We start from the raw sequence: 20,889 nt of genomic DNA, 5'->3' as shown, positions 1-20,889 counted from the left end.
TTCTACTCCTTCGTCAGTCTAGCTATCGGTCACGTCCGCTAACGCATAGATATGCATTCGGAACAGGAGAGGAAACCGATGAAGCTCGACAAAATGATGGCGGCCATTGTCACAGGAGGTGCGTCAGGGCTCGGCGAAGCAACCGCGCGGATGCTGGCCTCGCACGGCGTGAAGGTCGCGATTCTGGATATGAACGCGGAACGCGGCGAGGCGGTTGCACGCGACATCGGCGCCGTCTTCTGCAAAACCGACGTGACGGATGAGGCCTCCATCGATGCAGGTTTGGCGCAGGCCCGCGCCGCGAACGGCATCGAGCGCATTCTCGTCAATTGCGCCGGCATTGCGCCGGGCCGCCGCACGGTAACGAAGAAGCGCGAAACCGGCGAGCTGATCGGGCACGATATCGCGAGCTTCCGCCGCGCCATCGAGATCAACCTCATCGGCACCTATGCCATGATCACCAAATGCTCCGTCGCGATGGCGACCCTCGATCCGGTGACGCCGGATGGCGAGCGCGGTGTGATCGTCAACACCTCGTCGATCGCGGCACAGGACGGGCAGATCGGTCAGGCTGCCTATGCCTCCTCGAAAGGCGGCGTTCTTTCGCTCACCCTGCCGGTGGCGCGCGATCTTTCCGGTTTCGGCATCCGCGTGATGTCGATCATGCCKGGCCTCTTCCAGACGCCGCTTCTCGAAGGCATCGCGGAGGAATACCGCAAGGCGCTGGAAGCCAACATCCCCTTCCCGTCGCGCCTCGGCCGGCCTGAGGAGTATGCCGCGCTGGTGAAAGTCATCATCGAGAGCGACATGCTCAACGGCGAAGGCATCCGCATCGACGGCGCCCTGCGCATGCAGCCGAAGTAAAATTACGACGTCACTTCGCCCCGGTTTTCCGGATAGCTGATCAGGTCCGGCGTGCAGAGCCAGCTCTCGCGCCGGATCGTCCAGGCCTCATAGGTGGGCGTGAAGCGGTTCGTGTCGTCGAACGCACCCATCTTGATCTCGATCTCGTCGCCGCCATCCGTATAAAAGACCTGCGAGCCGCATCGCGGGCAGAAGCGGTCCTGGCTGCCGGGCGCGGGCTCCCAGCCATGGCTTTCGCCGGAGATCGTGACCTCGTCCGAGGGATAGACCACGAAGGCGTTGAACACGCTGCCGCTGATTTTTCGGCAGGTCATGCAATGGCACAGGCCGACGCGCTTGGGCGCGCCGTGGGCTTCGAACCGCAATTGTCCGCAGGCGCAGCCGCCGGTCAGGACATCATCAGCCATGGTGCTGGCCTTTCGTCAGCCCGGCCGCGAGCTGATTCATGCGCTGCGCCAGCTCGATATCGCGGCGGGTGAGGCCGTCCGCATCGTGGGTCGAGAGGGTCACGTCCACCTTGTTGTAGACGTTGAACCATTCCGGGTGGTGGTTCATCGGCTCGGCCACCAGCGCCACGCGGGTCATCCAGCCGAAGGCGGCGTTGAAATCCTCGAAAACGAAGCGCTTGTGAATCGCATCGCGTCCCTCCACGAGGTTCCAGCCGTCGAGGCCTGAGAGGAACTGCTGGCGTTCTGTTTCGGTCAATCGGGGCATGTGGGCTCTCTGGAACCGGGGGCTGCTTTCATCATGAAGCGCGCGGGCTCCGTTTCAAGGTCTCAAGCAATTCCGAGAAGGCGAATGAGGCCCAGGCTGATCGCGATGAGGACGACGAGCGAGAGGGTCACGGCAAGGGTCACGCGACCGCCGACCTTTCCCAGAACCTTCAGGTCCACACCCAATCCCAGCGCTGCCATCGCCATGACGGTCAAAAGCGTCGCCACGGGCATGACGAGATTGAGCACGGCATCGGGAATGAGGTTCAGGGACCGCAGCAGGGCGAGGCCGAGAAAGCCGATGATGAACCAGGGCACGAGCCTGCTCAGGGACAGGCGGGCCGCCGCCGATTGCCGCCCGGTTACGAGCGACAGGCCGATCACCACGGGCCCGAGCATTAGCACCCGCACCAGCTTCACAAGGGTGCCGAGCTGCGTGCTGACGACGCTCACGGGCACGGTGGCGGCGAGCACCTGCGGCACCGCATAGACCGTCAGTCCGGCGAGCACGCCGTATTGCGTGAGGGACAAGCCGAGCAGCGGCATCAGGAGCGGCAGGCCCAGCACCACGATCACGCCGAGAATGGCGGTGAACGCAATCGAAGAGGCCACGTCCTCAGGCTTGGCACCGATCACCGGCGCGACGGCCGCAATCGCCGAGTTGCCGCAAATGGAATTGCCGCAGGCCACCAGCACCGCCATGCGCCTAGGCAGGCCAAGCATGCGGCACAGACCATAGCTCGCCCCGATGCTGACGGCGACAACGCCCGCGATCCCGAGGAGCAGCGCGAAGCCCGCTTCCATCACCGCCTGAAAGCTGATCGATGCTCCAAGCAGCACCACGGCGATTTCGAGAAGGGTCTTGGCCGAAAAGCCGATGCCGGGAATCCATCGGCTTCCGGGCGTCCAGAGCGTTCGGACAAGCGTGCCGATGAGAATGGCGATGACGAGCGCCTCGAGCCATGGCCGCCCGGTCCAGTGCTCCTCCATCGCCTGAAGGGCCAGCGCAACCAGCGAGATCGCGGCGCAGATTGCGAGGCCCGGGCCTAACTGCGCCATGCGGTTGCGGATCGTCACGTGTTTCGCCCCTGTGCTGTCGGGGAAGGGATAATCGCTGTTGGATCCCGTGTCATCCCGGATCGGCTACGCCCTCTGGGATGAAACTTGGGTGTCCTCTTACGCAAACCCGTCCTCGATCGCCCGCCAATCCTGCTTGAGGGAAAACGTCTCGCGGTCGATCACGATGAAGCAGCCTCCGCCGGGGTGGGTCGGGCGGCTTTCGCGGCCGATCTCCACGTTCTGCAGATGGGCCGTCAGCAGGCATCCGACGCCGCCATGGGATACGATGACGGCATCGCCGGTCGCGTTTTGCACGATCCGCCGCATGGCGGCGACGATGCGGGTTTGCGCGTCGATGGCGCGCTCCCAGCCGCGAATGCTTTCATGCGGATGCGCGAAGAATTCCCGCACCACATCCCAGAATTCCGGCGGCGCAATATAGCCGGTGGAGGAGCGGTTGTTCTCTCCGAGGGCTTCATCGGTTTGAACCGGAAGGCCGTAACGCTTGGCAAGGATGTCCGCGCCATCAACGGCCTTCTGCTCCGTACTTGCATGAATGGCGGAGAGAGGGCGACCGGCAAGCGCATCCGCGAAGTGTTCCATCCGTGCGCGGCCGACAGGATTCAAGGGCCATTGCGTGATGGGCACGAGCGGATCGATGACGACTTCAGGGTGAGTGAGGAAGATGAGAGACGACATGGAAACAGTGTTAGTCCAAGGGGTAGGCCGCTTCAATTACATAGGGCCCGCCGCCTGTTGACGAGCGTGAGGAATAGAGAACGAAGCGATTGGCCGTGAATGTCAACTTTGGGAAATGGCCTCGCGTCGCGATGTAATCCGCGACATCGATGGGGGAAGCGTTGCGCAGGCGCGCGAGCGTCACATGGGGCGTGAACTTGCGCGTTTCCGGCTCGAGCCCGAGTTGGCGGAAGAGTCGCTCCTGCCCGGCCTGCATCTCGTTCATCTCGCCGTTGCCGGAGGTGCGGGCGAAAACCGCGCGGGGCTTCGACCCGCCGAAACTGTCGAGGCCGTCGATGGTGACCGTGAGCGGGTTGCGGCGGCGCGTGTCGCCGAGAATGGAATACACTTCGTCCGCCATGCGATCGTCGATGTCGCCGATGAAGCGTAAGGTGATGTGATAGTTTTCAGGATCGATCCAGCGCGCGCCGGGCAGACCGCCGCGATAGGCGGAGAGGGCAAGGCCGATCTCGGTGGGAATTTCGATGCCGGTGAAGAGGCGGGGCATGCGGTCTCTCCTTGGCCTTTTATGAATTCAGACGATGCGCGGCCGGCTTCTGACGATCTGTCATCCCGGGGCTGCAAAGCAGAACCCGGGATTGTTGTCAGAATAAGACGCCGGAATCACCCCTGTCATTCCCGCGAAGGCGGGAATCCATAAGCATTGCGGATATGGAATGAGGCTCCTTGGGTGGAAGCGCTTTTCCTTGCGGCGTTGTGGTTATGGATTCCCGCCTTCGCGGGGATGACAGTGCTCAATTCTGCATGCGATCCCGGATCGGCTCGCGCCGTCCGGGATGACGCTTGGTGTTTGTTTACGGGCACGGATTGCAGTGCGCGATGTGGATCTCGTTGATGCGCTTTTCGAGTTCCGGCGTGATCGTCACGTCGATGGAGGCGATGTCGGTCTTCAGCTGCGCCATCGAGGTCGCGCCGATAATGTTGGACGTCACGAAGGCGCGGGAATTGACGAAGGCGAGCGCCATCTGCGCCGGGTCGAGACCGAATTCCTTGGCGAGCGCCACATATTTGCGGATCGCGGCTTCGGCGGTGGCGTTCTCGTAGCGCTGGCCGCGGCCGAAGAGCGTCGAGCGGGTTCCCGCAGGGCGGGCGCCGTCGAGGTACTTGCCGGTGAGATAGCCTTGAGCCAGCGGCGAATAGGCGAGCAGGCTCACCTGCTCGCGCATGAACACCTCGGCCAGCGCTACCTCGTTGGTGCGGTTGAGCAGGTTATAGGCGTTCTGCACCGATTGCGCCCGCGCTAGGCCCTTGGCCTCCGCATGCTTGAGGAAGGTCATGGTGCCCCAGGCGCTCTCGTTCGAGAGGCCAAAATGGCGGATCTTTCCGGCCTTCACGAGGTCGGTCATGATCTCGACCGTCTCCGCGATGGGGTGCGAATCAGCCTCCTGATGCCTGTAGACGGTCGTGTTCGAACCCCAGGTCATCGGGCGGTCGGGCCAGTGGATCTGGTAAAGATCGATGTAATCGGTCTGGAGCCGCTTGAGGCTCTTGTTCACCGCCTCCTCGATCTGGGCGCGAGAGAGCTCCGCCTTGGAGCCGTTGTCGCGGAACCAGGTGTTGTCGGAGCGGCCCACCACCTTGGAGGCGAGGATCACCTTGTCGCGGTTGGCCCGCGACTTGAACCAGGAGCCGATGATCCGCTCGGTCGAGCCTTGGGTCTCGGCCTTGGGCGGAATCGAGTAGAGCTCGGCGGTGTCGAAGAAGTTGATGCCCTGGCTCAGGGCATAATCCATCTGCTCGTGACCCTCGGCTTCGGTGTTCTGCTGGCCCCAGGTCATGGTGCCGAGGCAGATGAGGCTGACATTGAGGTCGGTATGGCCGAGGCGGCGGTATTCCATGTTCAAGGCTCCTCGCGGCGGCTCTACGCCACGCTTAAGTACGGTAGAATGCGCCGGGATTGGGTCAGCGCTGGGTCAGGCGGGAAAGAAAGGTTTCGACGCTGGGAAGAATACGCTCGACGATGGTGTCCACGCCCTTGGCGGTGGGATGCAACCCATCGGGAAGGTTGAGGGACCGCTCGCCGGCGATTCCATCCAGGAAGAAGGGATAGAGCACAAGGTCGTGCTTCTTCGCAATGTCCGAATAGATGGTGTCGAACTTGGCGATATAGTCTGGGCCGAGATTGCGCGAGGCATACATGCCCGCCAGCATCACGGGGATATTGCGGGCCTTCAAACGCTCCACGATGGTCTCGATGGCCTGGCGCGTCACGGCGGGGTCGAGGCCGCGCAGCATGTCGTTGGCCCCCAATTCCACGATCACCCCATCCGTGCCGTCGGGCACGGACCAGTCGAGCCGGTCGAGCCCCGCCGAGGCCGTGTCGCCGGAAACGCCCGCATTGGCGACCTCGACCTTGTAGCCCTTGGCCCGCAAAGCCTTCTCCAGAACGGTCGGGAAGGCGGCCTCCTGAGGCAGGTTGTAGCCGGCGCTGAGGCTGTCGCCGAGGGCGACGAGCTTCACGGGTTCCGTTCTCTGGGCTTGAGCTGAGGCAGGGGAGGTGAGGGCGGAAAGCATAGCCGCACACGCAAAAATGATCGTCATGAATGGGCCGGATTGGCGCTTCATCGATAGGCTTCCCATCTAGGCAGGACTAAAGGACGTCTTTGACAGTTTTCCAACAGATCGGGTGATTGGGCATGAAGGACAAGGCCATCGCGCTGCACGATGTCGATTTGAGCCTCGGGCGCGGGGCCGCACGGGTGCATATCCTCAAAGGGATTTCCCTTGAGGTCGGCAAGGGCGAGGCGGTGGGTCTGGTCGGCCCCTCGGGCTCCGGCAAGTCCACCCTGCTCATGACCATGGCGGGCCTCGAGCGCCCGGATTCCGGCAAGGTCGTCGTCGATGGCACCGATCTGTCCGGTCTCGACGAGGATGCGCTCGCCCGCTTTCGGGGGCGGCGCATCGGCATTGTGTTCCAGTCCTTCCACCTCGTGCCCACTATGACGGCGCTCGAAAACGTGGCGCTTCCCCTGGAACTGGCAGGCGAGGATGACGCCTTCGAACGCGCGGAGGCCGAAATGCAGGCCGTGGGCCTCGGGTCTCGGCTGCACCATTATCCCGCGCAGTTGTCCGGCGGCGAGCAGCAGCGCGTGGCGATCGCCCGCGCCATCGTGGCGAATCCGGCAATCCTGGTGGCGGACGAGCCCACCGGCAATCTCGACGAGACGACGGGCACCTCCATCGTGGACCTGCTCTTCGCGCTCAAGCGCGATCGCGGCGCGACCCTGGTCCTCGTGACCCACGACCTGAACCTCGCCCGGCTCTGCGACCGCACGGTGCGCCTGCGCTCCGGTCACGTGGAGGTCGATGCGGCCTCGACTGTCGCTTAAGGGAATCGATTCATGCACGGCAGTCTGCCCGCCACTCCCAAGCCCCGCAAAACCTCCTCGTCCATGCCGCTCATTCTGCGGCTGGCTTTACGCGAGCTGCGCGGCGGCCTGAAAGGCTTCGGCATCTTTCTCGCCTGCATCGCGCTCGGCGTGGCGGCGATTGCGAGCGTTTCGTCCTTGTCGCGCTCGCTGACCGAAGGCATTTCCCGCGAAGGACGCCGGATTCTCGGCGGCGACATGGCCTTCTCCCTGTTGCAGCGGGAAGCGGGCCAGCCGGAACGGGATTTCCTTTCCTCGCAAGGTCAGGTCAACATCGTCGCCACCATGCGCGCCATGGTGGTGGCGGGCGAAAAAGGTTCCGGCCTCGTCGAGATGAAGGCGGTGGATGCGGGCTATCCCACCGTCGGCGCTCTCGAAACCGATCCGCAGCTTTCGCCCTCGGACGTGTTCGCCCAGCGCAATGGTGCCTACGGCGCTGCCGTCGATCCCGCGCTTCTGGCCCGCCTCGACCTGAAGATCGGCGACCGGGTCACGGTGGGCGGCGCGCCCGTCGAGCTGCGGGCGCAGCTGATTTCCGAGCCCGACAAGATCGCAGACGGCATCGGCTTCGGCCCCCGCTTCATGATTTCACAGGAAGCCCTGAAGGCGACAGGCCTCGTCCAGCCCGGCAGCCTCGTGCGCTGGACCTATCGGCTCACCCTGCCGCCAACCCTGTCCACGGAAGCGGGCATGACGCAGATCGAGGCGGAGGCGGAGCGCTTGCTGCCGGAAGCCGGATGGAACGTCCGCACGCGGCTCAATGCCGATCCGCGCTTTGCCCGCAATATCGAGCGCTTCACCCAGTTCCTTACCCTCGTCGGCCTTACCGCCCTTCTGGTGGGCGGCGTGGGCGTCGCCAATGCGGTGCGCGGGTTCGTGGACCGCAAGCGCGCCTCCATCGCCACCCTCAAGAGCCTCGGCGCGCCCGGCGGGCAGGTGGTGATGCTCTATCTCACGCAGGTGATGCTGATCGCCGTCGTCGGCATCGCCATCGGTCTTGCCGTAGGTGCTGCTCTGCCCTTCATCATCACGGGCCTGTTCGGGCATCTGCTGCCCATCCCGATCCAGCCGGTCATCGCCGTGACGGAACTCGGCATCGCGCTTCTCTACGGCGTACTTACCGCGCTCGTCTTCGCTATTGCCCCTTTGGGCCGAGCGCATGACGTGCCGGTCTCCGGGCTGTTCCGCGATCAGATCGACCCGGAGCGGCGCTGGCCGCGCCGGCGCTACATCACGGCCCTGGTGCTCTCGGTCGTCGCGCTGGTTTCGCTGGCGGTGATCGCGGCTTACGATCAGCGCATCGCGCTGATGTTCGTGGGCGCTGCTGCTGCGTCCTTCGTGCTCCTGCGTCTGGTGGCCACCGGCATCATGGCGCTTGCCCGCCGCCTGCCGCGTCCCCGGCGTACCGCGCCGCGTCTCGCGCTCGCCAATATCCATCGCCCGGGCGCGCTCACGCCTTCGCTCGTGCTGTCGCTCGGTCTCGGCATTACCCTCTTGGTGACGCTCGCGCTCATCGATACCAACCTCACCCGACAGCTCACCCAGAGCCTGCCGGAAAAGGCCCCGAGCTTCTTCTTCCTCGACATCCCGAATCAGCAGGCCGATGCCTTCGAGGGCTTCCTGAAGAAGCAGGCGCCCGACACCCATATCGAGCGCGTGCCCATGATGCGCGGGCGGCTCGTGACGCTCGGCGGACGGCCTGTCTCCGAGGTCAAGGCACCCGAGGATATCGGCTGGGTGCTGGAGGGAGACCGGGGCATCACCTATGCGAAAACCCCGCCGGAGGGCTCCAAGCTCGTTCAGGGCGAGTGGTGGCCCGAAGATTACCGGGGCAAGCCGCTCGTCTCCTTCGACCGGCGGATCGCGGAGGGCCTGGGGCTGAAGATCGGCGACGAGATCACCGTGAACGTGCTCGGCCGCAACATCTCCGCCACCATCGCGAACCTGCGCGAGATCGAATGGAGGTCCATGGGCATCAACTTCGTCATGGTGTTCTCGCCCAACACCTTCGCGGGTGCGCCGCATACGCATCTGGCCACCGTCACCTTCCCCAACGGATCGGACGCGGCAACCGACGCAAAGATCCTGCGTAGCGCGGCCCTGACCTATCCCATGGTGACGAGCGTTCGCGTGAAGGATGCGCTGGAGGCGGTCAACGATGTGGTCTCCCAGCTCGTCATGGCGATCCGGGGCGCCAGCTCCATCGCGCTCATCGCGAGCCTTCTGGTTCTCGCGGGCGCTTTGGCTGCGGGCCATCGCGCGCGGCTCTACGATGCGGTGGTGCTGAAGACCCTGGGCGCCACGCGCGGCCGGCTGATCACGGCCTATGCCCTCGAATACGGCCTGCTTGGGCTCGCCACCGCCGCGTTCGGCCTGCTCGCGGGCGGGTTGGCTGCGTATTTCATCCTCACCGAGGTCATGCGGTTAAGCTTTACGCTAGATTTATCGGGAGCGCTCCTCGCCTGCGCCCTCGCCGTTCTGGTGACGGTAGGCCTCGGCCTGATGGGAACCTGGAGAATCCTGAGTCAAAAACCCGCGCAATACTTGAGAAATCTATAACGCGAGGCTTAGCCCCCCGCGTTATAAAAAAGCATTCGCTGCCGAGGAGAGGAGGTGCGGCCTCTCCTCTTCGCTCTTCTTGTTCACGAAAGTTTGAAGCTTGGCGTTACCCCTTGCGCGAGGTCAACTGACCTCTCATATTTCCTTTGTCGCCGTGGTATAGTGGCGACCGAAGGCTGACGTCTCAGCCTTTCGAGGGAACACACGGGACACCGCGAGAAAGGGCTCCGATGCAACCGTATGAGCAGAACCAAACCGCCTATGGCACCGGCTTTACCCGGACGGCGGCTCAGGTCGACCAGGGCCTGCGCACCTTTATGCTCGGCGTCTACAACAACATGGTCCTGGGCCTTTCCATCTCGGCCTTGGTCGCACTCGGCATCAACATGCTGGCCACGACGAGCGATCCGTCTCAAGCGGTCGCCCGCATGGGCGGCGTTGGGCTGACCCAGTTCGGCGCGACCCTGTATGGCTCGCCTCTGATGTGGGTTGTGGCGCTGGCGCCATTGGCTTTCATCTTTTTCTTCTCGTTCCGTATCGACCGCATGTCGGCTGCTACGGCACGCATGACGTTCTTCGCCTTCGCGGCGGTGATGGGCGCTTCGCTYTCGACGCTTCTGCTCCGCTACACGGGCGGCAGCGTCGTGCAGGTRTTCTTCATCACGGCAGCCTCYTTCGGTGCGCTGTCGCTGTGGGGCTACACCACCCGCCGCAGCCTGTCGGGCATGGGCTCGTTCCTGATCATGGGCCTGTTCGGACTGATCATCGCCTCGATCGTCAACATCTTCGTTGCATCGAGCATGCTGCAGTTCGGCATCTCCGTGATCGGCGTTCTGATCTTCGCAGGCCTCACCGCCTACGATACGCAGAAGCTGAAGGAAATGTACCTGTACGGCAACTTCGACTCCGAGGCCGCCGCCAAGGTCTCGGTCATGGGCGCGCTGACGCTGTACCTGGACTTCATCAACATGTTCCAGTTCCTGCTTGCGCTGCTCGGCAACCGCAACCAGTAACGGACAGTTGAGCGAATGCTCTCGAAGCCCCGGCCTCAAGCCGGGGCTTTTCTTTTTGATGATTGCCTCGGTCCAAGCTTGGTCGTACAGCACGCCCCATGAGCCTGACCTTGCGCACCTCCACTGAAGCCGACATCCCCGCCATCACCGCGATCTATGCCCACGCGGTGCAACATGGCACGGCATCCTTCGAGCTCGATCCTCCGGACGAGGCGGAGATGGCGCGCCGGCGCGCGGCGATCCTGGAGGGCGGCTATCCCTATATCGTCGCCGAACGCGAGGGCGGGATCCTCGGTTATGCCTATGCGGGGGCCTACCGCACGCGGCCGGCTTACCGATCCACCGTCGAGGATTCGATCTACATTTCGCCCTCGGCCCAGGGGCAGGGGATTGGGCGCTTGCTGCTCGAAGCGCTGATCAAGGAATGCGAAACGCGGGATTTCCGGCTCATGGTCGCCGTTATCGGCGATGAGGATTCGAAGGGCTCCATCGCCCTGCATAAGAGCCTCGGGTTCGAGCTCGTCGGCATTCTCAAAGGCGTCGGCTACAAGCACGGACGTTGGCTCTCCACGGTGCTGATGCAGCGCCCGCTCTCCGGCGGCATGGGCGAGCCTCCGACCCGTCCCATCGTCAGACCTATCTCCTAAGCCATCCCATGATCGCCGCCCTTATCCGCAGACCCCGCGGGGGTCTCTGGGACAATCCCGATTTCATGCGCCTGTGGGCGGCCCAGACCCTGTCCGCAATCGGCACGCGCTTCACGCGGGAAGGCCTGCCGATCATTGCGGCGCTGACCCTTGGCGCTTCGGCGATGGATCTCGGCCTTCTCGTGGCGCTCAGCGCCTTGCCGGGCGTAATCATGAGCCCCTTCGTCGGCGCATGGATCGACCGCACGTCGCGTAAACGCATCCTGATCCTGGCGGATCTTGCCCGCGCGGGTGCGCTTACGACCCTGCCGGTGCTGGCTTGGTTCGATGCCATCACCATCGGCCATGTGATCGGGGTGTCGACCATCGTGGCCCTGTTCTCCATGTTCTTCCAGACGGCGGACAACGCCTATCTGCCGAGCGTCGTGGAGCGCGATCAATTGCTCGACGGCAATGCGAAACTCGCCACGACCGATGCCGCTGCCGAGGTGGTCGGCCCCGCCATGGCGGGCCTTGCGATCCAATTGTTCACGGCACCTTTCGCGATTCTGTTCGACGCCTTGTCCTACCTGTGGTCGGCCTTCTTCCTGTCCTCGATCAAGCGGACTGAAATTCCCGTGAGCACTGGCGAGCATGCGCCGGATCTCTGGCGCGAGACTAAGGAGGGATTGCAATTCGTCTTCGGCCATCCGGTCTTGCGCCCCCTGACCTTGTGCATCGCGACCCTTGGATTCTGCCTGTCGTTCTTCGCGCCGCTTTACGTGCTCTACGCGGTGCGCGATCTCGCCATTCCGCCCGGCGTGCTCGGCTTCATCATCGCGCTCGGCGGCGTGAGTGCGGTCATCGGTGCGCGACTCTCCGGATGGGCCGGACGCCGCTTCGCGCCGCGCCCGCTCCTGATCGGCATTCTCGTCGCCTACAGCGTGATGATCGCGTTCATTCCCATGGCGTACGGCCCGCTCTGGATGGCGGTTGCATTTCTCTGCCTGTCGCAGCTCATGGGCGATGCCTTGTCCGTGATTTTCTTCACCACGGTCTCGACCGTGCGCCAGAAGGAAACGCCCGATGCCCTGCGGGGACGCGAAGGCGGCGTGTTTCATCTGCTGACGGCGGGATTGGGGCTTCTCGGCGCCCTGGTGGCAGGCAGCGCCGCCGATGCGGTCGGCATCAGGCCGATCCTGTTCGTCGGCGCGCTCGGCGCTCTCGCATCGACCCTCTGGCTTCTTCGGATTCCGCGCGAAGGCTAGTTCGAGACGACCTTCGGCTTGTCCAACACGCGCAGCACGAGGCCAAGTTCGTGTCCGCGCTTGAGGATGAGGCCTGTGGACACGATGACCGAATAGGCCCCTTGCTTCCTGGCGAGCTTCGGATCTTTCTCGATCCGGTAGAGGGGCATTTCGGAACTGCGTCGGAAGATCGAGAAGATGGCCTTGTCCGGCATGAAATCGATGGCGTAATCGCGCCATTCGCCCGCGGCGACCATGCGGCCGTAGAGGTTCAGAATGGTCTGCAACTCAGCACGATCGAAGGACACCTGTTTTGGCGCGGCGGGAAAAGGAACGATGCGGGCCGAACCTTGCATCGACGAACCCTGCATCGAGCCGCCGCGCAGCGGCTCTGCGATGTCACCTTCGCTCATGATCACTCCCATGACTGACGATCATGATCTGATGATGGGACCGCTGGAAGAAGGGATCAACCCGTCGTGAACGATTTGCCCACTAACATCTGGCCAAATCTTATTCCTGCCGTATTCGTGCCCTGATGGAGCCTTCTTAACTGCCGTAAATGCTCAAGTTGCCTCGACGGCCCGGCTTACCCATTGGCTTGGACACGTCAGCCCCCCAGCCCTCCACGTTGATGGAGAGCCGGGCCATTAACCTCGAGTCATCGGCCGCCCTTTGAGGCGGCCTTTTCTTTGGGCGCATCGTGCGGACCTCCGGTTCCGTTCCGCACGATGCGCCCTCAAATGAGCATCGGATTCATCCCAAAAGTGCCTTCCACTTTTGGGTCCGATACTAGAACCCCGACAGAACGATCTTCCCCTTGGCCTGTCCGCTTTCGATGAAGGCGTGGGCGCGCTTGAGATTGGCCGCATTGATGGGGCCRAACACGTCCGCGAGCGTGGTCTTCAGGGTGCCCGCATCCACGAGGCGCGCGGCCTCGTCGAGGATCTCGTGCTGCCGCTCCATGTCGGCGGTCTGGAAGGTCGAGCGGGTGAACATGGATTCCCAGTGCAGCGAAATGCTCTTGCCCTTCAAGAGGCTGATGTCGAGCGGGACCGTTGGATCGTCGATGAGGCCAAAGCGCCCTTGAGGCGCGAGGGCCTTGGCAACTTCAGGGAAATGCACCTGCGTCTGGGTGATCGAAAAGGTGAAGGCCGGCGCGCCGATGCCGAGCGCTTCGATCTGCGCGGCAAGCGGCTTGGAATGGTCGATCACGTGATGCGCGCCGAGTTCCTTGGCCCAGGCCTGCGTCTCTGGCCGTGAGGCCGTCGCGATCACCGTCACATCGGTCAGCTGGCGGGCCAATTGCACCGCGATCGAACCGACGCCACCGGCAGCACCCACGATGAGGATGGCATTGGCCGCGCCCGGCACGGGGCGCTTGATGTCGAGCCGGTCGAAAAGGGTTTCCCAGGCGGTGAGCGTCGTCAGCGGCAGGGCGGCCGCCTCCTCGAATCCGAGGGATTTCGGCTTGCGGCCGACGATCCGCTCATCGACCACGTGAAACTGCGCATTGGTGCCCTGACGGTTGATCGAGCCCGCGTAGAACACCTCGTCGCCGACCTTGAACAGGCTCACCTGCGATCCAACGGACCGGACGATGCCGGCTGCATCAAAGCCCAGAACCTTCGTGCCGCCTGCCTCGGGCTGAGCGCGCTTGCGGACCTTGGTGTCCACCGGGTTCACGGACACGGCCTTGATCTCGACCACGAGGTCGCGAGGTCCCGGCTCCGGGTTCGGCAGCTCGACATCGATGAGGGAGGCCTCATTCTCGATGGGAAGGGATTGCTGGTAGCCCACGCCTCGCATGGCTTGTCTCCTTGTTGATGGAGCCCATACTTGAGCATAGGATCAGTTGCTGCAAGAACGCACATTTAAAGCCCATAGGGTCAAAAAGGATACCGTCATGCCTCGTATCTCTCCCAAGGCTCACGCCTCGACCGGATGTTCGGTCGAGCAGGCGCTGAGCCTCATCGACGGCAAGTGGAAGATCGTGATCCTCTATAAGCTTTTGCGGGGAACCCTGCGCTTCAACGAGCTGCGCCGTCTGATTCCCACCGTCACCCAGCGCATGCTCACGCATCAGCTGCGGGAATTGGAGGCGGATGATCTGATCGTGCGCAAGATCTATCCGCAGATTCCGCCGAAGGTGGAGTATTCTCTCTCGGTTCGGGGCAGAAGCCTTGAGCCGGTCCTGCTGGCGCTTAAAACTTGGGGCGACACGAATCTGTCGTCTATTGAGGCAAAAGCAGCATAAAGTGTCTGTGCGCTGCACCAACTTAACCCTACGGTGTGCAGAACGGCATGGTTTTATTGCGTGGTCTGAGACTCTGTGGCAACGCTCCCGCAACGAACACATGAGGATACGCGCATGAAGCTGGAAACGCCGACCAGCGGAAGCGAACTGACGGCGCAAGCCGTTGCGGTTCTGGAAGCGGGCCACAAGGCCATTCCCCCCACCTTCGTCCGCGATCTTTACGGGCGCGTTCCGCCGGAGGATCTGGCGGCGTATTCGCCGGGCGCCCTCGCCGAGCTGGCGGCCGCGGCCTACGATCACCTGAAAGCTCCCCGAATCGGAGGCGGTGAGGATATCCGCCTCCTCGATCTCGAGGTCGAGCGCGAGGGCCGTCGCCGCGAGGTGACGGTGCTCGAAATCATCAACGACAACATGCCCTTCCTCCTCGATTCGACGCTCGCCGAGGTGGTGGACCAGGGCTACGAGCCTTATCTCGTGGCGCATCCGATTCTCGCGGTGGAGCGCAATGCCGAGGGTGGTCTCGTCCGCCTCGTCGGCGAGGCCACGGGCGCGACGCGTCTGGCCGTGAAGCGCGAGAGCTTCATTCACATCCACCTGCCGCGCATTGACGATGCGGAAACCCGTGACAAGCTGATCAGCGACATGCGCCATGTCCATAAGGACGTGACGCTTGCGGTGCATGACTGGCCCGGCATGCGCGCGCGCATCACGGAACTCGTGCAGAACTACCGCCTCAATCCGCCACCGCTGCCGGATGACGAGGTGAAGGAAGCCATCGCCTTCCTCGACTGGATCGCGCAAGACAACTTCACCTTCCTGGGCGTGCGTGAATATCGCCTGCCGAAGGGCGACACCGCCGCCGACCAGGTGCAGGGCTCCGGTCTCGGCCTGCTGCGCGATCCCAATGTGCGCGTACTGCGTCGTGGGCGCGAGCTCGTGGCGATGACGCCGGAAATCCGCGCCTTCCTGGCGCAGCCCAAGGCTCTCATCATCACCAAGGCGAATGTCAAATCCCGCGTCCATCGCCGCGCCCATCTCGATTATATCGGCGTGAAGCTGTTCGATTCCGATGGTCAGCTGCAGGGCGAATTGCGCATCGTCGGTCTCTTCACCTCCAGCGCCTACACCAACACCACGGCGGAAGTGCCTTACCTGCGCCTCAAGGTGGCGAAGGTCGTGGCGCGCGCGGGCTTCGATCCGTCGAGCTATGCGGGCCGTGGAATGCTGAACGTGCTCGAAAGCTATCCGCGCGATGAGCTGTTCCAGATCGATGAGGACACGCTCTACCACTTCGCCATCGACATCATGAACCTGTCGGAGCGCCCACGCTTGCGCGCTCTCCCGCGGGTGGATGAGTTCGACCGCTTCGTCTCCGTTCTCGTCTTCGTGCCGAAGGATCGCTACGACACCAGCGTACGTCTGCGCATCGGGCAGTTCCTCGCCAGCGTCTATGAGGGCCGTGTCTCCGCCGCCTATCCGGCCTATCCCGAAGGGCCGCTGGCACGCACGCATTACATTATCGGCCGCGACGAAGGAGAGACGCCGGAAATTCCGCGCGAAACCCTGGAGAAGGGCATCGCCTCCATCGTTCGCACCTGGAGCGATGCGCTTCGCGACCAGCTCGACGAGGTGGTCGGCGGCGCCCGCGCGCGTGCTCTCGCCACCCGGTATGCGGATGCCTTCAGCGCCGCCTATCGTGAGGCCTTCAGCGCAGAATATGCCATCAAGGACATCGCCCTTCTGGAGCAATTGTCCGAGGCGCGGCCCCGCGCGGTCGATCTCTACCGTCGTGAGGGGGATGACGAAACCCGCGTCAACCTGAAGGTCTTTTCGCGCGGCACGGCGCTGCCGTTGTCCGACCGCGTGCCGCTGCTCGAAAATCTCGGCTTCCGCGTCGTGAACGAGCGAACCTATCGCGTCGTTTCCACCGGCGTCACCGGCATGGACCGCGTGTGGCTTCACGACATGACGCTGGAGCGTTCTGCCGGCGGCGCGATCGACAGCGACGAGATCCAGGATCTCATCGAAGCTGCTCTGCTCGCGCTGTTCCGGGGCCTTGCGGAATCCGACGGCTTCAACCGCCTCGTGCTTGAGGCGGGCCTTGGCTGGCGCGATGTGGCGATGATGCGCACGCTCGGCCGTTACCTGCGCCAGATCCAGGTGGCCTACGCGCAGGATTACCTCGCCGAGACGCTGGCAAGGCATGCGGGCATCACGGTCGAGATCGTCAAGCTCTTCTATGCCCGCTTCGATCCCCGTCATCAGGATGCCGAGGCCCGCATCACGAATGAGGGAGCCATTCGCGCCGCCATTGAGGAGCAGCTGCAGGCCGTCACCAGCCTCGACGACGACCGCATTCTTCGCCGCTTCATCAACCTCATCGAGGCGGCGGTACGCACCAATTTCTTCCAGCTCGAAGGCAACGGCCTGCCGCGCCAGACCATCGCGTTCAAGTTCGAATGCGCGAAGGTCGACGGCCTGCCGCTGCCGAAGCCGCTGTATGAGATCTTCGTCTATTCGCCACGCGTCGAAGGCGTGCATCTGCGCTACGGCAAGGTTGCGCGCGGCGGCCTGCGCTGGTCCGACCGTCCGCAGGATTTCCGCACCGAGGTGCTGGGTCTCGTCAAGGCGCAGCAGGTCAAGAACGCGGTGATCGTGCCCGTGGGCGCGAAAGGCGGCTTCGTGCCCAAGCACCTGCCGCCTGCAAGCGACCGGCAGGCGTGGCTGGCGGAAGGCACTGAGAGCTACCGCATCTTCGTGCGCACGCTGCTCCAGCTTACCGACAACATCGAAGGCGACCACGTGGTGCCGCCGTCGGACACGGTGCGCCACGATGGGAACGATCCCTATCTCGTGGTCGCCGCCGACAAGGGCACGGCGACTTTCTCCGATACGGCAAATCAACTCTCCATCGAGAAGGGCCATTGGCTGGGCGATGCCTTCGCATCCGGCGGCAGCCAGGGGTACGACCACAAGAAGATGGGCATTACTGCCCGCGGCGCGTGGGAGGCGGTGAAACGCCACTTCCGCGAGATGGACATCGACATCCAGACTCAAGCAGTCACGGTGGCGGGCGTGGGCGACATGTCCGGCGACGTGTTCGGCAACGGCATGCTGCTGTCGCGAGCCTTGAGACTCGTCGCCGCCTTCGACCATCGCGACATCTTCCTCGATCCCAGTCCCGATCCGGAGGTGTCGTTCAAGGAGCGCGAGCGCCTGTTCAATCTTCCGCGCTCGAGCTGGCAGGATTACGACAAGTCGCTGATCTCCAACGGCGGCGGCGTGTTCTCGCGCAGCGCGAAATCTATTCCGCTCTCGGATGAGGTACGCTCCGTGCTTGGGCTGGCCCAGGCGCAGGCAACGCCCGCCGAGGTGATGAGCGCGATCCTGAAAGCACAGGTCGGCCTGCTCTGGTTCGGCGGCATCGGCACCTATATCCGCTCATCGTCCGAGACCGATGAGCAGGTGGGCGACCGCGCCAACGACGCCATCCGCATCACGGGCGCGGATATACGCGCCAAAGTGGTCGGCGAGGGCGCAAACTTAGGCGCGACGCAGCGCGGACGCATCGAGGCGGGACAGAACGGCGTGCGCCTCAACACGGATGCCATCGACAATTCGGCGGGCGTCAACACCTCCGACATGGAAGTGAACATCAAGATCGCGCTCACGACTCCCGAGCGCGATGGACGCCTGACACAGGAAGCGCGCAACGAGCTTCTCGCCGACATGACCGACGAGGTCGCGGGGCTGGTGCTGCGCAACAACTACCTGCAGACGCTGGCCCTGTCCTTGTCAGAACAGCGCGGCACCGCCGATCTCGGCTTTGCCCGCCGCCTGATGCAGATGCTGGAGGCGCAAGGCCGTCTCAACCGCGCGGTGGAATACCTGCCGGAGGACGGCGTGCTCACGGAGCGCGCCCGTCGGGGCGAGGCGCTGACGCGGCCGGAACTCGCCGTGCTGCTTGCCTATGCCAAGCTCTCCCTGCATGACGAGCTTCTGGCAAGCGCGGTCCCCGACGATCCCTATCTCGCCAAGGAGCTGGAGCGCTATTTCCCCGGCGCCATGCGCGAGCGATTCCCGGATGCCATCGCATCCCACCGCCTGCGCCGCGAGATCATCGCCACGCAGCTCGCCAACGCCATCATCAACCGGGGCGGGCCGACCATGGTCGCGCGTCTCGTCGACCAGACGGGCGCGGATGCGCCGACGATTGCCGCGGCCTATGCGGCCACCCGCGATTCCTTCGGCTTGGGTGAACTCAACAGCGCCATTGATGCCCTCGACGGCGTGGTGCCGGGCAAAGCGCAGCTTGGTCTCTACGGCGAGTTGCAGGACCTGCTCATGAACCGGATCGTCTGGTTCATCCGCAACGTGGACTTCGCCAACCATTCCCTCGACCAGATCATCGGCACTTATCAGGCCGGTATCGCGGAAGTGGAAAGCGGGCTGCCGGAAGCCCTCTCCGCCGAGGCGCTCGCCGCCTGGGATGCGCGCACCAAGGCGCTCGTGGACCAGGGCACGCCGGAAGAACTCGCCCACCGCATCGCATCCCTGCCGGATCTGGTGGCGGCGCCCGATATCGTGCTCACCGCGCAGAAGACCGGAAAGCCCATTCGCGAGATTGCCTGCACGCATTTTGCGTTGGAGGCCGTGTTCCGTCTCGGCGCCCTCATCGGCGCGGCGCAGGACATCGTGGTCAGCGATTATTTCGACCGCCTTGCCCTCGACCGAGCCATCGACAGCATTGCCTATGCCCATCGCGGTCTCACCGCCGAGGTCTCGATGCAGGACAACTCGGGCGTCGATGCCGTGCAGGCCTGGAGCGAGAAGCGCGGCTCCGACGTGAGCCGCATCCGGGGCGCCGTCGACGGCATCGTCTCCTCGGGCCTCACCCTGTCGAAGATCACCGTCGCGGCAAGCCTGCTCGGCGATCTGGCGAGAACGAGTTGACCTAGCGGCAATAAACTGGTGAACCGGACCTGAGATGCAGGCTCCTCTCCAACAGAGGAGCCTGTGTCGAGATGTTTCGGACACAAGGCGCGGGCTGGTGAAAGACGATAATCGGTTAACTGCCCCCGCCATGGCCTCACGCCCCGCCATCCTTGGCTGGCTCTTGTTCGACTGGGCCTGCCAGCCCTTCTTCACCCTGGTCACCACTTTCGTCTTCGCGCCGTATTTCGCAGCCTCCCTCGCGCCCGACCCGGTCACCGGCCAGAGCCTCTGGGGCTATGCCACGGCGGCGGCGGGTCTTGCCCTGGCGATCCTCTCACCGGTCTTAGGGTCCGTCGCCGATGCGACCGGTCCCAAGAAGCCGTGGATCGCCTCTTGCGGCCTCGTGCTGTTCCTGGCCTCCTTCGCCCTCTGGTATGCCGCGCCGGGTGCGCCTGCCGCCATTCCCATTGCGCTGATGGGATTTGCTTTCGCCACCATCGCCGTGGAGGTCGCGGCGGTGTTCAACAATGCGATGATCCCGCATCTTGTGCCGCCGGAGCGCTATGGGCGGCTCTCCGGCACCGGCTGGGCCATGGGCTATCTCGGCGGCCTCGTCTCGCTCGTGATCGTGCTGGGCTTTCTCGCAGGCGACGGAGCGAGCGGCAAAACCTTCTTCGGCTTTGAGCCTCTCTTTGGCCTCGATCCCGCGCAGCGCGAGGGCGACCGCATCACCGGGCCGTTCTCCGCCGTGTGGTTCCTCGTGTTCGTGATGCCGCTATTCCTCTTTACGCCCGACATCGCGCGCTCAACCGTGTCGCTGAAGAGCGCCGTCGCGCAAAGTTTCACGCAGGTACGCGGCACGCTTCGGGATGCGCGCCGGCACCAGGGCGTGCTGCGCTTCCTCATCGCCAACATGGTCTATCAGGATGCGCTGGTGGCGCTCTTCGCCTTCGGCGGCATCTATGGAGCAGGGGTGTTCGGCTGGCAGGCGACGGAGCTCGGCCTCTTCGGCATCATGCTCACCATCACCGGAACCGTGGGTGCGCTCATCGGCGGACGCCTCGATGACCGGTTCGGCGCCAAGCCCGTGATCATGGGCGCCATCATCACGCTCACCCTCGTCTGCGTGGGCGTGCTGTCGCTGGGGAGAGAACACATCCTCTTCGTCGTCCCGACAGCTCCTCCCGCCGAAGGCCTTTACGCCAGCGCGGCGGAAAAGCTTTTCGTGCTGCTCGGCCTCGTCATCGGCGCGGTGGCCGGCCCCTTGCAGGCATCCTCCCGCAGCCTTCTCGCCCGCCTCGTGCCGCCGCGTGAGGCCGGGCGCTATTTCGGGCTTCTGGCCTTGTCGGGAAAAGTCACATCCTTCCTCGCGCCGCTGGCGGTCGCCACAGCGACAGCGATCTTCCAGACACAAGCCGCAGCACCGGCGGTGCTGATCGTGTTCCTGCTTGTCGGTTTCACGCTGCTGAATGGTGTGAAGCGGGCCTGA

18 protein-coding genes are annotated in these 20,889 nt (G+C 63.9%); 9 read left to right on the top strand and 9 right to left on the bottom strand.

Annotated features, from left to right (window positions below):
• Positions 1-78: 78 nt before the first annotated feature.
• The gene (locus ACXJKO_RS00435; protein ID WP_457089095.1) at positions 79-864 is read left to right on the top strand and encodes an SDR family NAD(P)-dependent oxidoreductase; all 786 of its coding nucleotides are present in this window, start codon (positions 79-81) and stop codon (positions 862-864) included.
• A 2-nt stretch (positions 865-866) separates the two neighbouring features.
• Here the strand turns inward: ACXJKO_RS00435 and ACXJKO_RS00430 are convergent, their stop codons facing one another.
• The 7 genes from ACXJKO_RS00430 to ACXJKO_RS00400 form a co-directional block, all read right to left on the bottom strand.
• On the bottom strand, positions 867-1,271 hold the full coding sequence (locus ACXJKO_RS00430) for a GFA family protein (protein WP_457089094.1): 405 nt from the start codon (positions 1,269-1,271) through the stop codon (positions 867-869).
• Positions 1,264-1,578 carry a 4a-hydroxytetrahydrobiopterin dehydratase gene (locus ACXJKO_RS00425; protein ID WP_457089093.1) on the bottom strand — a complete coding sequence of 105 codons (315 nt, stop codon included), beginning with the start codon at positions 1,576-1,578 and terminating at the stop codon, positions 1,264-1,266. Before ACXJKO_RS00425 ends, ACXJKO_RS00430 begins: the two co-directional genes overlap by 8 nt.
• Positions 1,579-1,640: 62 nt before the next feature.
• The gene (locus tag ACXJKO_RS00420; protein ID WP_457089189.1) at positions 1,641-2,636 is read right to left on the bottom strand and encodes a YeiH family protein; all 996 of its coding nucleotides are present in this window, start codon (positions 2,634-2,636) and stop codon (positions 1,641-1,643) included.
• A gap of 117 nt (positions 2,637-2,753) precedes the next feature.
• Entirely contained in the window at positions 2,754-3,335 is a 582-nt protein-coding gene (locus ACXJKO_RS00415) for a histidine phosphatase family protein (protein WP_457089092.1), read from the bottom strand.
• A gap of 10 nt (positions 3,336-3,345) precedes the next feature.
• A complete protein-coding gene (gene thpR, locus ACXJKO_RS00410) occupies positions 3,346-3,882 on the bottom strand; it encodes an RNA 2',3'-cyclic phosphodiesterase (RefSeq protein ID WP_457089091.1) in 537 nt (178 codons plus the stop codon).
• Between the two features lie 307 nt (positions 3,883-4,189).
• Complete coding sequence (locus ACXJKO_RS00405) at positions 4,190-5,233, bottom strand: aldo/keto reductase (protein WP_457089090.1); 1,044 nt, start codon at positions 5,231-5,233, stop codon at positions 4,190-4,192.
• Positions 5,234-5,297: 64 nt separating this feature from the next.
• Complete coding sequence (locus ACXJKO_RS00400; RefSeq protein WP_457089089.1) at positions 5,298-5,960, bottom strand: arylesterase; 663 nt, start codon at positions 5,958-5,960, stop codon at positions 5,298-5,300.
• 71 nt (positions 5,961-6,031) lie between these two features.
• On the opposite strand from ACXJKO_RS00400, the gene ACXJKO_RS00395 reads away from it, so the two are divergent.
• From ACXJKO_RS00395 to ACXJKO_RS00375, 5 genes are all read left to right on the top strand, one after another.
• A complete protein-coding gene (locus tag ACXJKO_RS00395) occupies positions 6,032-6,724 on the top strand; it encodes an ABC transporter ATP-binding protein (protein WP_457089088.1) in 693 nt (230 codons plus the stop codon).
• Between the two features lie 12 nt (positions 6,725-6,736).
• Positions 6,737-9,322, top strand: a complete 2,586-nt coding sequence (locus ACXJKO_RS00390) for an ABC transporter permease (RefSeq protein WP_457089087.1) — start codon at positions 6,737-6,739, stop codon at positions 9,320-9,322.
• Positions 9,323-9,552: 230 nt separating this feature from the next.
• Positions 9,553-10,335 (top strand): Bax inhibitor-1/YccA family protein, encoded by a 783-nt coding sequence (locus ACXJKO_RS00385; RefSeq protein ID WP_457089086.1) that lies wholly within the window; start codon positions 9,553-9,555, stop codon positions 10,333-10,335.
• Positions 10,336-10,433: 98 nt separating this feature from the next.
• Entirely contained in the window at positions 10,434-10,982 is a 549-nt protein-coding gene (locus tag ACXJKO_RS00380) for an N-acetyltransferase family protein (RefSeq protein ID WP_457089085.1), read from the top strand.
• An 8-nt stretch (positions 10,983-10,990) separates the two neighbouring features.
• Positions 10,991-12,229, top strand: coding sequence for an MFS transporter (locus ACXJKO_RS00375; RefSeq protein ID WP_457089084.1), 1,239 nt, complete (start codon positions 10,991-10,993; stop codon positions 12,227-12,229).
• On the opposite strand, the gene ACXJKO_RS00370 is transcribed toward ACXJKO_RS00375, so the two are convergent.
• A complete protein-coding gene (locus ACXJKO_RS00370; RefSeq protein ID WP_457089083.1) occupies positions 12,226-12,621 on the bottom strand; it encodes a DUF2794 domain-containing protein in 396 nt (131 codons plus the stop codon). The genes ACXJKO_RS00375 and ACXJKO_RS00370 overlap by 4 nt on opposite strands.
• Before the next feature lie 379 nt (positions 12,622-13,000).
• A complete protein-coding gene (locus ACXJKO_RS00365; RefSeq protein ID WP_457089082.1) occupies positions 13,001-14,017 on the bottom strand; it encodes a zinc-binding alcohol dehydrogenase family protein in 1,017 nt (338 codons plus the stop codon).
• A gap of 97 nt (positions 14,018-14,114) precedes the next feature.
• Between ACXJKO_RS00365 and ACXJKO_RS00360 the strand changes: the two genes are divergently transcribed.
• From ACXJKO_RS00360 to ACXJKO_RS00350, 3 genes are all read left to right on the top strand, one after another.
• Positions 14,115-14,465 carry a winged helix-turn-helix transcriptional regulator gene (locus ACXJKO_RS00360; protein ID WP_457089081.1) on the top strand — a complete coding sequence of 117 codons (351 nt, stop codon included), beginning with the start codon at positions 14,115-14,117 and terminating at the stop codon, positions 14,463-14,465.
• A 114-nt stretch (positions 14,466-14,579) separates the two neighbouring features.
• Entirely contained in the window at positions 14,580-19,418 is a 4,839-nt protein-coding gene (locus tag ACXJKO_RS00355; RefSeq protein ID WP_457089080.1) for an NAD-glutamate dehydrogenase, read from the top strand.
• A gap of 130 nt (positions 19,419-19,548) precedes the next feature.
• Complete coding sequence (locus ACXJKO_RS00350; RefSeq protein WP_457089188.1) at positions 19,549-20,889, top strand: MFS transporter; 1,341 nt, start codon at positions 19,549-19,551, stop codon at positions 20,887-20,889.

This window comes from Microvirga sp. P5_D2 (assembly GCF_054049475.1).
Note: the sequence above shows the minus strand (reverse complement) of the source record. Positions and strands in the feature narration are given on the sequence as shown.

Bases quoted from the DNA above. Each gene is read 5' to 3' on its own strand.
- thpR (WP_457089091.1), bottom strand. From the start codon at position 3,882: ATGCCCCGCCTCTTCACCGGCATCGAAATTCCCACCGAGATCGGCCTT.
- ACXJKO_RS00430 (WP_457089094.1), bottom strand. From the start codon at position 1,271: ATGGCTGATGATGTCCTGACCGGCGGCTGCGCCTGCGGACAATTGCGG.
- ACXJKO_RS00350 (WP_457089188.1), top strand. From the start codon at position 19,549: ATGGCCTCACGCCCCGCCATCCTTGGCTGGCTCTTGTTCGACTGGGCC.
- ACXJKO_RS00370 (WP_457089083.1), bottom strand. From the start codon at position 12,621: ATGAGCGAAGGTGACATCGCAGAGCCGCTGCGCGGCGGCTCGATGCAG.
- ACXJKO_RS00405 (WP_457089090.1), bottom strand. From the start codon at position 5,233: ATGGAATACCGCCGCCTCGGCCATACCGACCTCAATGTCAGCCTCATC.
- ACXJKO_RS00360 (WP_457089081.1), top strand. From the start codon at position 14,115: ATGCCTCGTATCTCTCCCAAGGCTCACGCCTCGACCGGATGTTCGGTC.
- ACXJKO_RS00390 (WP_457089087.1), top strand. From the start codon at position 6,737: ATGCACGGCAGTCTGCCCGCCACTCCCAAGCCCCGCAAAACCTCCTCG.
- ACXJKO_RS00425 (WP_457089093.1), bottom strand. From the start codon at position 1,578: ATGCCCCGATTGACCGAAACAGAACGCCAGCAGTTCCTCTCAGGCCTC.
- ACXJKO_RS00355 (WP_457089080.1), top strand. From the start codon at position 14,580: ATGAAGCTGGAAACGCCGACCAGCGGAAGCGAACTGACGGCGCAAGCC.
- ACXJKO_RS00375 (WP_457089084.1), top strand. From the start codon at position 10,991: ATGATCGCCGCCCTTATCCGCAGACCCCGCGGGGGTCTCTGGGACAAT.
- ACXJKO_RS00395 (WP_457089088.1), top strand. From the start codon at position 6,032: ATGAAGGACAAGGCCATCGCGCTGCACGATGTCGATTTGAGCCTCGGG.
- ACXJKO_RS00380 (WP_457089085.1), top strand. From the start codon at position 10,434: ATGAGCCTGACCTTGCGCACCTCCACTGAAGCCGACATCCCCGCCATC.
- ACXJKO_RS00400 (WP_457089089.1), bottom strand. From the start codon at position 5,960: ATGAAGCGCCAATCCGGCCCATTCATGACGATCATTTTTGCGTGTGCG.
- ACXJKO_RS00420 (WP_457089189.1), bottom strand. From the start codon at position 2,636: ATGGCGCAGTTAGGCCCGGGCCTCGCAATCTGCGCCGCGATCTCGCTG.
- ACXJKO_RS00415 (WP_457089092.1), bottom strand. From the start codon at position 3,335: ATGTCGTCTCTCATCTTCCTCACTCACCCTGAAGTCGTCATCGATCCG.